Annotated in this window: 11 protein-coding genes and 1 pseudogene; 10 read left to right on the top strand and 2 right to left on the bottom strand. The window is 66.1% G+C overall.

Going from position 1 to position 11,821, the window contains the following annotated elements; all coding sequences use genetic code 11:
• Positions 1-25: 25 nt before the first annotated feature.
• Positions 26-1,432 carry a flagellar biosynthesis protein FlgA gene (locus OCUBac02_RS22040; RefSeq protein WP_173048699.1) on the bottom strand — a complete coding sequence of 469 codons (1,407 nt, stop codon included), beginning with the start codon at positions 1,430-1,432 and terminating at the stop codon, positions 26-28.
• Between the two features lie 153 nt (positions 1,433-1,585).
• On the opposite strand from OCUBac02_RS22040, the gene OCUBac02_RS22035 reads away from it, so the two are divergent.
• The 6 genes and pseudogenes from OCUBac02_RS22035 to OCUBac02_RS22010 all read left to right on the top strand — a co-directional run bounded on the left by OCUBac02_RS22035 (position 1,586) and on the right by OCUBac02_RS22010 (position 7,708).
• Positions 1,586-2,620, top strand: a complete 1,035-nt coding sequence (locus tag OCUBac02_RS22035) for a 4-hydroxythreonine-4-phosphate dehydrogenase PdxA (RefSeq protein ID WP_173048697.1) — start codon at positions 1,586-1,588, stop codon at positions 2,618-2,620.
• Between the two features lie 69 nt (positions 2,621-2,689).
• A complete protein-coding gene (locus tag OCUBac02_RS22030; protein ID WP_047575901.1) occupies positions 2,690-3,685 on the top strand; it encodes a Bug family tripartite tricarboxylate transporter substrate binding protein in 996 nt (331 codons plus the stop codon).
• A 200-nt stretch (positions 3,686-3,885) separates the two neighbouring features.
• Positions 3,886-4,374 carry a tripartite tricarboxylate transporter TctB family protein gene (locus tag OCUBac02_RS22025; RefSeq protein ID WP_047575898.1) on the top strand — a complete coding sequence of 163 codons (489 nt, stop codon included), beginning with the start codon at positions 3,886-3,888 and terminating at the stop codon, positions 4,372-4,374.
• A gap of 18 nt (positions 4,375-4,392) precedes the next feature.
• Positions 4,393-5,904 (top strand): tripartite tricarboxylate transporter permease, encoded by a 1,512-nt coding sequence (locus OCUBac02_RS22020; RefSeq protein ID WP_047575895.1) that lies wholly within the window; start codon positions 4,393-4,395, stop codon positions 5,902-5,904.
• 35 nt (positions 5,905-5,939) lie between these two features.
• Positions 5,940-6,858 (top strand): annotated as a pseudogene (locus OCUBac02_RS22015) (dihydrodipicolinate synthase family protein).
• A 130-nt stretch (positions 6,859-6,988) separates the two neighbouring features.
• A complete protein-coding gene (locus tag OCUBac02_RS22010) occupies positions 6,989-7,708 on the top strand; it encodes a ribonuclease activity regulator RraA (RefSeq protein WP_173048696.1) in 720 nt (239 codons plus the stop codon).
• Positions 7,709-7,736: 28 nt separating this feature from the next.
• On the opposite strand, the gene OCUBac02_RS22005 is transcribed toward OCUBac02_RS22010, so the two are convergent.
• Positions 7,737-8,210, bottom strand: coding sequence for a hypothetical protein (locus OCUBac02_RS22005; RefSeq protein WP_173048694.1), 474 nt, complete (start codon positions 8,208-8,210; stop codon positions 7,737-7,739).
• 216 nt (positions 8,211-8,426) lie between these two features.
• On the opposite strand from OCUBac02_RS22005, the gene OCUBac02_RS22000 reads away from it, so the two are divergent.
• From OCUBac02_RS22000 to OCUBac02_RS21985, 4 genes are all read left to right on the top strand, one after another.
• The gene (locus OCUBac02_RS22000; RefSeq protein ID WP_173048692.1) at positions 8,427-9,083 is read left to right on the top strand and encodes a helix-turn-helix domain-containing protein; all 657 of its coding nucleotides are present in this window, start codon (positions 8,427-8,429) and stop codon (positions 9,081-9,083) included.
• 182 nt (positions 9,084-9,265) lie between these two features.
• Positions 9,266-10,876, top strand: coding sequence for a cytochrome-c oxidase, cbb3-type subunit I (ccoN, locus tag OCUBac02_RS21995; RefSeq protein WP_173049795.1), 1,611 nt, complete (start codon positions 9,266-9,268; stop codon positions 10,874-10,876).
• A 13-nt stretch (positions 10,877-10,889) separates the two neighbouring features.
• A complete protein-coding gene (gene ccoO, locus OCUBac02_RS21990; RefSeq protein ID WP_047575880.1) occupies positions 10,890-11,654 on the top strand; it encodes a cytochrome-c oxidase, cbb3-type subunit II in 765 nt (254 codons plus the stop codon).
• Positions 11,655-11,665: 11 nt separating this feature from the next.
• Positions 11,666-11,821 carry a cbb3-type cytochrome oxidase subunit 3 gene (locus OCUBac02_RS21985; protein WP_047575877.1) on the top strand — a complete coding sequence of 52 codons (156 nt, stop codon included), beginning with the start codon at positions 11,666-11,668 and terminating at the stop codon, positions 11,819-11,821.

The following is an 11,821-nucleotide window of genomic DNA, read 5'->3' as shown; positions in this document are numbered from 1 at the left end:
GTTACGGCATGCGGCTTGCGTGCTGTCAAACCGCCATGCCGTTCCCGGCGAAGAAGAGCCCATCCTGCCGCCGGCGCATCGCCAGCAGTCCGGAGTCCTCGGGGATCGCGACATCGCCGAGACGGATCGCCTCGCCGGCCTTGACCGGACGGACGAGCGTCCGATCGGCTGCCAGATAGAACGGGGCAGGGCCTTCGGCCGCCAGCGCCGCAGCAGGTCTCACCTCGGCCCCGACATTCTCGATGCTGTGGTGATGCCCGCCCATCCTGAGCACGGTCCCCGCCGCAAGGTCGCGCTGCGCCACCGCGACGAGGTCCTGCCGCGGCCGGTAGTCGTCGCCATAGCCGGAGCGGCCGAGGCCGGCCGCATCGAGAATGGAGGTTGCAACCTCGACACCCAGCAGATGGCGCGGCAGGTACAGCGCGGCGGTCTTGCCGCTGCGGCTGACGACATGGCCCTTGCCGGCCAGCATCTCCCAGGTCTCGTCATTGTCTGAGCGGACGACGATGAAGACGCCGCCGGCGAAGCTCGCTTCCTCGGCCAGGCGCAAATGATGGAAGACGTCGATCCGGCGCGTGCCGCCCATCAACCCGCCTTCGCTGCGCTCGGCGAAGAGGTCGGCGAGTTCCGGCACGCGGGCCGGAGGCGCATGGAAGCCGGGAGCATCGGCCGAGAAGCCGAGCGCATTGGCGACGAGCGTCATCTCGCAGAGATCGGGCACGGCCCTCAAGGGGAAGGCCTCGCCGAGGATGCGCGCGCGCTCGGCGGCATTGGCGGTGATGGAGCGCGAGCCCGGCAGCCAATGCTCGCGCAGGGCCGGCAGCGATCGCGTCACGCCATTGCAGGTGACGTTGCCGGTCGCGGCATCCAGGACGAAATCATATTCGCTCGACTTGCCGGCTGCGATGATCTCCAGGCCGATGATTTCGGCCCAGCTCGCCAGTGCGATCAATAGGCTCGGCTGATCGCCGTCGACCGGCGTCACCACCACACCCTTGTCGCGGGCGAGCCGTGCCAGGCCCGGCCCGACGACGCTGTCGGCCTCCTTCGAGACCAGCGCGACATGGCGCCCGGCATCGATCGCCGCGAGGCTATGTCGCGTCGCCGCTTCCGGGCTGCCGGTTGCCTCGACGAGCAGCATGAAGGGCAATTCCATGACGACATCGAGGCTCGCCGTGGCGACGCATTGGCCCGCATTCCAGGCAGCCTTCGCCTCGGCTCCGGTCGTACACAGCGCGATCTCGCCGGGCTGGAATCCCGCCGCCGCGAAAGCTTTGCCGGCGGCTTCGGCGGTGACGTCCACCGCGATGCGCGCGTTCACCAATCGCGTCCGACGCGACTGCGCGAGATAGCTGCGCCCGAAGCTGCCGCTGCCGACGAGGCAGGTTTCGACCGGCTCCGCGATCCCGGCGTAATGCGCGTGAAAATTCATCGGCTTTCCTCCCGGTTCGATGCGGTCTCGGCATCCGAACCGGCGCAAGGAGTACAACAATCTCGATATGCTGCATACAGCATACTTGAGTAGGTGCGCCTGCTGTGTTAGCCAACGTAGCCAGAAGAACGATCAGGCAGCGGAGTTGCGGCCATGAATGAGCGGACGAATGATCCCTTGCCGGTGATCGCCGTGGCGATGGGCGACCCTTCCGGCATCAGCCCCGAGCTGACGGCTCGCATCCTGTCGGAGGCTGATCTGCGCGGCGCCGCCCGCTATGTCGTCTTCGGCGACAAGCGCCTGCTCGATCTCGGCATCGAGGATGGCGGCGTCGATCCGCAGGTCCAGGTGGTGAAGGACGGCGATGCGCTGCCGCTCGGCGACAGGCCCGCCTTCGTCGATCTCGCGAACCACGACCCCGCCGATCTCAAGCGCGGCACCGCGACGCTGGCCGGCGGCAAGGCCGCGACCGAGAATTTCCGCCGCGCGTTGCAGTTCGCCGCTTCCGGCCAGGCCGATGCGGTGTTCTTCACGCCCTTCAACAAGGCGGCGATGCGCTTCGCCTATCCAGGCTATGACGACGAAATCCGCTTCGTGCGCGATGCCATCGGCTTCGAGGGCGCGGCGAGCGAGTTCAATATCCTCGACAAGCTCTGGAACGCCCGCGTCACCTCGCATATCCCGCTCTCCGAGGTCGCGCAGAACATCACGCAGGAGCGCATCCTGCGGGCGCTGACGCTGGCCGATGCCAACCTGCGCGCTGCCGGCTTCAACCCGCCGCGCATCGCTGTCGCAGGCATCAATCCCCATGCCGGCGACGGGGGCAATTTCGGCCGCGACGAGATCGAGACGATCGAGCCGGCGGTGAAGGCGGCCAAGGCCAAGGGTTTCGCGGTCGAGGGGCCCTTCCCCTCGGATACCGTCTTCCTGCGCGCCAGGAACGGCGATTTCGACGCCGTGCTGACGATGTATCACGACCAGGGCCAGATCGCGATGAAGCTGATCGGCTTCGACCGCGGCGTCACCCTCATCGGCGGCTTCCCCTTCCCGATCTGCACGCCGGCTCATGGCACGGCCTACGAAATCGCCGGCAAGGGAGTGGCCAATCTCGGCGCAACGCGGGCCGCGCTCGCGCTCGCCATCAAGATGGCCCAGGACGGAAAGGGCAGGACCCGCGTCGCCGCCTGACGCTCAGCCTTCTCGACAAAGCCGCCGGCAAGAGCGGCCTCGCATCATCAAAACCCAGGGAGAGAAACCATGAAGACAATCGCCATTTCGGCCGCGATCGCCGGTGCGCTGACGCTTGGCGGCATCGGTGCCGCGCAGGCCTGGGAACCGACCAAGCCGATCGAATTCGTCGTGACCTCGGGCGCCGGCGGCGGCACCGACAACTTTGCCCGGATCATCCAGTCGATCATCACCAAGCACAAGTTCACCGAGCAGCCGATCGTGGTGGTGAACAAGGGCGGCGGCTCCGGCGCCGAGGGCTATGTCTATGGCAAGGGCGCCAAGGGCGATCCGAACCGCGTGATCTTCGGGACCAACAACGCCTATCTCCTGCCTTACGTCGCCAAGCTCGGCTACAAGTTTTCCGACCTCACTCCCGTCGCGGCGCTGGCGCTCGACGAGTTCCTGCTCTGGGTCAAGGGCGACGCTCCCTATGCCGATGCCAAGGCCTATATCGAGGCGGTCAAGGCCAAGCCCATGGGCTTCAAGATGGGCGGCAGCCAGTCGAAGGATACCGACCAGACCCTGACCTCGATGATCCAGGACGCGACAGGCGTGAAGTGGATCTACGTACCGTTCCAGGGCGGCAGCGCTGCGGCGGTGCAGCTCGCCGGCGGCCATATCGACTCCAACACCAACAATCCCAACGAGAATATCGGCCAGTGGAAGGCCGGGCAGGTGAAGCCGCTCTGCGTCTTCTCGCCGGTGCGCCTGGCCAAGGGCGAGCCCGTCCATGACGGCAAGGGCTGGGGCGACGTCCCGACCTGCAAGGAAGCGGGGCTGCCGCTCGAGACCTTCCAGATGCCGCGCACCGTCTGGCTGCCGGCCGACGTCCCGGCCGATGCGGTGACCTATTACGCGGACCTTCTGGAAAAGGTCTCCAAGACGCCGGAGTGGAAGGAGTTCGTGACGCGCACCGCCCAGACCGGCAAGTTCATGAAGGGCAAGGAATTCGCCGATTTCGTCGCCAAGGACGAGGCGGCGAACAAGAAGGTCTTCGAGAACGAAGGCTGGGTCGCGAAGTAAGGTGGGATCGGCGCACGTCGATTGACCTCGGAAACACGCGGTCATCCCGGGCCTGACCCGGGATCCATGCCGGAACCTTCATCGGGTCCGCTCAGGCATGGATCCCGGATGTGCGCTTCGCTCCGTCCGGGATGACCCGCTTTTCCCTATAGCCGTATAGCCGTGCCTTCCCGCCGCTCCCGCAAGGAGGAACCCACCGCATGATCACCCGCTTCTGGGCCGAGATCGGGACTGCGATCCTGACGCTGGTCTTCGGGCTCGTCATCGTGAAGGGCTCGCTCGAATTCGGCATCGGCTGGGATACGTCCGGCCCACAGCCCGGCGCCTTCCCCTTCTATGCCGGCGCGCTGATCGCGTTGGCGAGCCTGGGCACGATCGCAGTTACGCTCGGCCAGCGCGTCGCCGGCAAGGCGGCGCTCGCAGAAGCCTTTCTCGACGCCGAGCGCGGCAAGCGCGTGCTGGCCTTTCTTCTGCCGCTCGTCGCCTTCGTCGTGCTGAGCGCGACACTCGGCATGTATGTCGCGACGATCGTCTACCTCGTCTTCGCGATGCGCTTCCAGGGCGGATATGGCTGGCTGCCAAGCCTTGTCACGGCGTTTGCGACGGCGGCCTTCCTCTACTTCTCTCTCGAGAAATTCTTCCAGATCGGCCTGCTCAAGGGCCCGATCGAGCCGCTCATCGGCCTCTGAGACGGCGGGGATATCAGCATGGACAACATCGCCAACCTGATGCACGGCTTCTCGGTCGCGCTCACCACGCACCATGTCCTGCTGATGATGGCAGGTGTGCTTCTCGGCGTGCTCGTCGGCGTCCTGCCGGGGCTCGGCGCGCCCAACGGCGTCTCGCTGCTGCTGCCGCTGACCTTCTCGATGGACCCGGTCTCGGCGATCATCCTGCTGACCTCGCTCTACTGGGGCGCTCTTTTCGGCGGCTCGACCACCTCGATCCTGTTCAACATCCCCGGCGAGCCTTCGTCGGTCGCGACGACCTTCGACGGCCATCCGATGGCCAAGCAGGGCAAGGCGACGGAAGCGCTCTCCTTCGCCTTCCTGTCGGCCGGCTTCGGCGCGCTCGCCGGCGTCATCCTGATCACGCTGCTTTCGGGCTGGGTCGCGAAATTCGCGCTGCGCTTCTCCTCGCCCGAATATTTCGCCGTCTATTTCATGACCTTCGCGAGCTTCATCGGGCTCGGCGGCGCTTCGCCCTTCAAGACGGTCGTGTCGATGGCGATCGGCTTCGCCTTGGCGACGATCGGCATGGACTCGGTCTCCGGCAATGTCCGTCTCACCTTCGAGTTCGACGTGCTGCTCGCCGGCGTCAGCTTCCTGATCGCCGTCATCGGCCTGTTCGGCATCGGCGAATTGCTGCTGACGATGGAGGAAGGGCTGAAATTCGAGGGCGTCGCCGCCAAGGTGCGCATCGGAGACGTGCTGCGAACCGCGATGAAGCTGCCGCGCTACTGGCTCGCTCTCCTGCGCTCCTCGATGATCGGCATCTGGATGGGCATCACGCCGGGCGGGCCGACCGCGGCCTCGTTCATGAGCTATGCCATGGCGAAACGCTCCTCGCGCCATCCCGCCAAGTTCGGCAAGGGCGAGCCAGAAGGCGTGATCGCGCCCGAGACCGCGGACCATGCCGCCGGCTCTGCCGCGATGCTGCCGATGCTGGCGCTCGGCATTCCCGGCTCGGCGACCGCGGCGGTGATGATGGGCGGCCTGATGATCTGGGGGCTGAATCCCGGCCCGACCCTCTTCACCGACCGTCCCGATTTCGTCTGGGGCCTGATCGCGTCCATGTATCTCGGCAATCTCGTCGCGGTCGTGGTCGTGCTGGCGACGGTGCCGCTCTTCGCCTCGATCCTGCGCATTCCCTTCTCGATCATCGGCCCGATCATCGTGGTGATCTGCTTCATCGGCGCCTATACCGCCGCGAGCAAGGAATTCGACATCTGGCTCGCGCTGGTCTTCGGCCTCGTCGGCTATGTCTTCAAGAAGCTCGACTACCCGATCGCGCCGCTGGTGCTCGCCATGGTCATCGGAGACAAGGCCGAGGACGCCTTCCGCCAATCGATGATCTTCAGCCAGGGCTCGCTCTCGATCTTCTGGTCGAACCCGCTGGTCTCGACGCTGATGACGATCGGCCTCGCGCTGCTGGTCATGCCGGTCGTAGGCTCGATCGCGCGCCGCTTGCGCGGCACCAGGGCCGCCAGCACAGTCTGACCACCGCCTGAGCCAGCCACCGACGAGATGACGCCATGACCGAACCCTACAAGGGCATCCTGCCGATCGCGCCGACCATCTTCCATGAGAACGGCGACCTCGATATCGAGGGCAACAAGCGCGTCATGGGCCTGATGGTCGACCAGGGCGTCGATGGCATCTGCATCCTTGCCAACTTCTCGGAGCAGTTCCTGCTGACCGACGAGGAGCGCGATCAGGTCATGCGGCTCTCGCTGGAGCAGGTGGCCGGCCGCGTGCCGGTCATCGTCACCACCTCGCATTTCGCGACCCGCATCGCCGCCGCCCGCGCCAAGGCCGCGGCCGACGCCGGCGCCAAGATGCTGATGATGATGCCGCCCTATCACGGCGCGCTGCTCAAGGCCGACGAGCCGGGCATGATCGAGCATTTCAAGGCGGTGGCCGATGCCTGCGGCATTCCGATCATCCTGCAGGACGCACCGCTCTCCGGCGTGACCTTGACCGTGCCCTTCATGATCCGGCTGGCGAAGGAGGTTCCGCTCGTCCGCTACTTCAAGATCGAGGTGCCCGGTACGGCCAACAAGCTGCGCGCGCTGATCGAGGCCGGCGGCGACGCCGTGGTCGGCCCCTTCGACGGCGAGGAGGCGATCACGCTGATGGCCGATCTCGATGCCGGCGCGACCGGCACCATGACCTCGGCGATGATCCCTGACCTGATCAAGCCGATCCTCGCCGCCCATGCGGCAGGCGATCGCAAGCAGGCGGCGGCGCTCTATGCCCGCGTCCTCCCGATCATCAATTACGAGAACCGCCAATGCGGCCTGCGCTCGGCCAAGGCGGTGATGAAGGAGGGCGGCGTGATCAAATCGGAGGCCGTGCGCCATCCGCTGACGCCGCTGCATCCCGAAGACCCGCGAGGGCCTGATCGAACTGGCGCGCGAGCTCGATCCGCTGGCGCTGCGCTGGGGCAAATAGGCAGCCTTGTGGAAGGCAAGGGCAGGGTTGCGTTTTTCGCATCCCGTTCCGCCTTTACAAAGCGGGCCGGAACGCGGGAACCTCCCTGCCACCTGCCGCCCGGCGGGAGTCATGGACGGAAGGTGAGCGCATGCCCAGTCTCAAGCCGGATACCCGCGAGAAGCTGCGCGGGGTCTCCGTCGCCACGCTCTGCACGGCCCTGTTCAAGCGCGGCCTGCGCAACCAGTTCATCCAGGATGTCCGCCCGCTCAATCCCGGCGCCGGCAACATGGTCGGCGAGGCCTTCACGCTCCGCTACATCCCGGCGCGCGAGGACCTGAACCCGCTTTCGGTCTTCCAGGACCGCGCCCATCCGCAGCGCAAGGCGGTCGAGGATTGCCCGCCGGGCGCCGTGATGGTGATCGACAGCCGCAAGGACCCGCGCGCGGCTTCCGCCGGCGGCATCCTCGTCTCGCGCCTGATGAAGCGCGGCGTCGCCGGCGTCGTCACCGATGGCGGCTTCCGCGATTCCCACGAGATCGCCGGATTGCCGTTTCCGACCTATCACAACCGCCCGTCCTCGCCGACCAACCTGACCCTGCATCAGGCGATCGACATCGACGTGCCGATCGGCTGCGGCGATGTCGCGGTCTTCCCGGGCGATATCGTGGTCGGCGATGCCGAGGGCGTCATCGTCATTCCCGCCCATCTCGCCGACGAGGTCGCGGCCGAGGCCGTCGAGATGACGGCGTTCGAGGATTTCGTCACCGAGGAGGTATTGAAGGGCCGCTCGATCCTCGGCCTCTACCCGGCGACGGAAGAGCAGACCAAGGTCGATTTCGCGGCGTGGCGAAAGGCTAACGGCCGCTGAGCGGTAGAGCCTGCCGGTTTGAGGCAGGTCAATTGGGGGTCGTCGGCGCCAGTTGCGCCCGGCCGAGAACCATCATCCGGTCGATCTCGAAGCCCGAGCGCTGGAGCGCGTCATGGTCCTGCGGCCAGGCGGCGGAGCGCTCCAGCGAGATCGCGATCCGGGGCAGGTCGAGCTCGACCGCGAGCTGGTTGGCGAAGCGCAGCAGCGCGTTGACGAGATGGGTGCCCGGCAGCCGGAGCATCGCGAGCTCCGAGATTTCCAGCGCCGTGCCGCCCGCGATCGTCTGGGCGACGCGGAAGGTGAAGACGGCATGCGGCATGGCGCGGGCATCGCGCAGCGCGAAGACGCCGCGCGGCCGGGCGCCATCCTGCGAGTTGTCTCGCACGAATTCGGCCCAGCCTTCCGGCGTCACCTCCGGATGCAGCATGGCGACGAGGCTGAAGACCGTGTCGGCGCCGGCCGGCGCGATGCGCGCGACCTCGAAGATATCATCGCCCGTCACTGCGGCCTCTCCCGAATTCAGGGCCGCACGGTGGTTGCGCGAGGCCTGTCGTCGCATTGATCTGGATCAATTTCGCCGGCTGCGGCAGGGAGCGTGCTTTGAGCCTTTGCACGCCTCGGTTATGGTCTTTTCGATCAGTGGGAAGATGCGATCGTGAACTGTCATCCTTCGGCCTGTAGCGCCGCGCACCGTGGTGAAGGCAATTGCCGCAGCTGCATGGTGCGTCTCGTGAGCGTCTGCGCGTCGCTCTCGGACGATGAGCTGTCGCTGCTGGAATCCCTGGCCCATCCCACGCATTTCGCCTCGGGCGAGACGCTGTTCACGCAAGGGCGCGAGGCGCATTCCGTCTACAACGTCACGGCCGGCGTCGTGCGCCTCTACAAGCTGCTCTCCGACGGCCGCCGCCAGGTCGTCGGCTTCGCCCTGCCCGGCGATTTCCTCGGGCTTGCGATGCGCGATGCCTATGGCTTCTCGGCCGATGCGATCGGCGAGGTCGCGGCCTGCGCCTTTTCGCGCGGCGCTTATACGGCTCTGGTCGATGCCAAGCCGCATCTGCTGAAGCGCCTGCACGAGTTCGCCACCCATGAGCTGACGCTTGCCCACGAGCAGATGATGCTGCTCGGCCGGCGCACCGCCGAGGAGAAGCTGATCTGCTTCCTTCTCGGCATGCAGCAGCGCTGGGCCAGGCTCGGCAAGCCTTCGGTCACGGTGCCCCTGCCGATGACGCGACAGGACATCGCCGATTTCCTCGGCCTCACCATCGAGACGGTCAGCCGTACCTTCACCCGGCTCGCCAAGGACAAGACGATCCTGATCGTCCCCGGCGGCGTGCGCGTAATGAATGCCGAGCGCATGAGCGCCGTCGCGGCCTGAGCCTGCGCTACCGCGCCGCACGCTGCGCGGCGCTGCCCTTGACCTGAATCAACGCCCCGCCTTCTCCCGCTCGCTAAGCCTCACGCGAAGGGCGCGCTCATGCGCCGGCGACGAAGCGGGGTCAGAAGGTGACGGCAACGGCAAGCCCTGTGAGGCAGGCAACTGTCGGCGAATTGTTGGGGATGCTGATCGCGGCGGCCTGCGTGCTGCCCCTGATCGTCATCGCGGCGCTGACCGAGAATTCCGGCTACGCCTTCCATGCCATGCTCGGCGTGCTGGCCGCAGCCGTCAGTATCGTCCTGATCGCCAATCGCTGCTTCGACGGCACCGTCGCGGTCGAGCCGCAGGAGATCGACGGCAAGCCCAACTACAATATGGGGCCGGTCAAGTTCGCGACCGTCGCTGCCATGGTCTGGGGCATCGCCGGCTTCACCATCGGCCTGCTGATCGCCTCGCAGCTCGCCTTCCCGGACCTGAACTTCGATCTGCCCTGGATCAATTTCGGCCGGATGCGGCCGCTGCACACTTCGGCGGTGATCTTCGCCTTCGGCGGCAACGTCCTGATCGGCACGTCCTTCTACGTCGTGCAGCGCACCTGCCGGGCGCGGCTCGCGGGCACCCTGTCGCCCTGGTTCGTCGTGCTCGGCTACAATGTCTTCATCGTCATCGCCGGCACCGGCTACCTGCTGGGGATCACCCAGGGTAAGGAATACGCCGAGCCCGAATGGTATGCCGATCTCTGGCTGACCATCGTCTGGGTCGTCTATCTCCTGGTCTTCCTGGGCACGGTGATGAAGCGCCGGGAGCCGCATATCTATGTGGCGAACTGGTTCTATCTCGGCTTCATCCTGACCATCGCGGTCCTGCATATCGGCAACAACGTCGCCGTGCCGATCTCGATCCTGTCGCCGAAATCCTACGGCCTCTGGTCGGGCGTGCAGGATGCGATGTTCCAGTGGTGGTACGGCCATAACGCGGTCGGCTTCTTCCTCACCGCCGGCTTCCTCGCGATCATGTACTATTTCGTGCCCAAGCGCGCGGAGCGGCCGATCTACAGCTACCGGCTCTCGATCATCCATTTCTGGGCCCTGATCTTCATCTATATCTGGGCCGGCCCGCACCATCTCCACTACACCGCCCTGCCCGACTGGGCGCAGACGCTGGGCATGACCTTCTCGATCATGCTGTGGATGCCCTCCTGGGGCGGCATGATCAACGGCATCATGACCCTGTCCGGCGCCTGGGACCGGCTGCGCACCGACCCGGTGCTGCGCATGATGGTCGTTTCGCTCGCCTTCTACGGCATGTCGACCTTCGAAGGCCCGCTGATGTCGATCAAGGCGGTCAACGGCCTGTCGCATTACACCGACTGGACCATCGGCCATGTCCATTCCGGCGCGCTCGGCTGGGTCGCCTATATCTCCTTCGGCGCGATCTACTGCCTCGTGCCCTGGCTCTGGAACCGCAAGGGGCTCTACTCGCTCAGGCTGGTGAGTTGGCACTTCTGGATCTCGACACTCGGCATCGTCTTCTACATCACGGCGATGTGGGTCTCCGGCATCCTCCAGGGCCTGATGTGGCGCGCCTACACCGCGCTCGGCTTCCTCGAATATTCCTTCATCGAGACCGTCGCGGCGATGCACCCCTTCTACGTGATCCGCGCATTGGGCGGCGCGCTTTTCCTGATCGGCGCGCTGATCATGGCCTTCAACCTCTGGATGACCGTGCGCTCGCAGAGCGCGGCCGAGATGCCGCGTGCCGACGACATGCCGTCCGCGCTGGCCGCCGCCTGAGGAGTTCCGGGGAATGACGAGCATCGAACACAAGCCCGCGCGCAAGTCGCTCTGGGCCAAGCACAAGATCTTCGAGACCAACTCGATCATCCTGGTCATCGGCGTGCTGCTGGTGATTTCGGTCGGCGGCCTCGTCGAGATCGCGCCGCTCTTCTACCTGAAGAACACGATCGAGACGGTGCAGGGCATGCGTCCCTATACGCCGCTCGAGCTGGCCGGCCGCGCGATCTATGTCCGCGAGGGCTGCTACAACTGCCACAGCCAGATGATCCGGCCGCTGCGCGACGAGGTCGAGCGCTACGGGCATTACTCGCTCGCGGCCGAGAGCCTATACGACAAGCCGTTCCAGTGGGGCTCGAAGCGCACCGGGCCGGACCTTGCCCGCGTCGGCGGCAAATATTCCGACGAGTGGCAGCGGGCGCATCTCGCCGAGCCGCGGGCCGTCGTGCCGCAATCGATCATGCCGGGCTATCCCTTCCTGGCGAAGACAGAACTGAAATACAGCGACATCGCCGATGAGCTGCGCGCCAACCGCGCCGGGGGCGTGCCCTATAGCGACGCGATGATCGCCCAGGCGCAGAGCGACCTGAAGGCGCAGGCGACGCCGGACCATCCCGGCCAATCCGATCTGGAGAAGCGCTACCCCAAGGCGCAGTCGCGCGATTTCGACGGCGACCCGCAGCGCATTACCGAGGCCGACGCCCTGATCGCCTATCTCCAGGCGCTCGGCACGCTCGTCGACTTCAAGCTCTACGACGACAAGGCCAACATCCGCTGAGCGAGGCTGCCATGCAATCGACCTATCACTGGCTCGCCGGCTTCGCCCAGTCCGTCGGCCTTCTCTACTTCGTCGCCGTCTTCCTCGGCGTCTGCCTCTACGCCTTCTGGCCGAAGAACCGCGCCCGCTTCGAGCAAGCCGCGCTCAATCCGTTGCGCGAGGACTGA

Source organism: Bosea sp. ANAM02 (genome assembly GCF_011764485.1).
Classification (GTDB): Bacteria; Pseudomonadota; Alphaproteobacteria; order Rhizobiales; family Beijerinckiaceae; genus Allobosea.
Note: the sequence above shows the minus strand (reverse complement) of the source record. Positions and strands in the feature narration are given on the sequence as shown.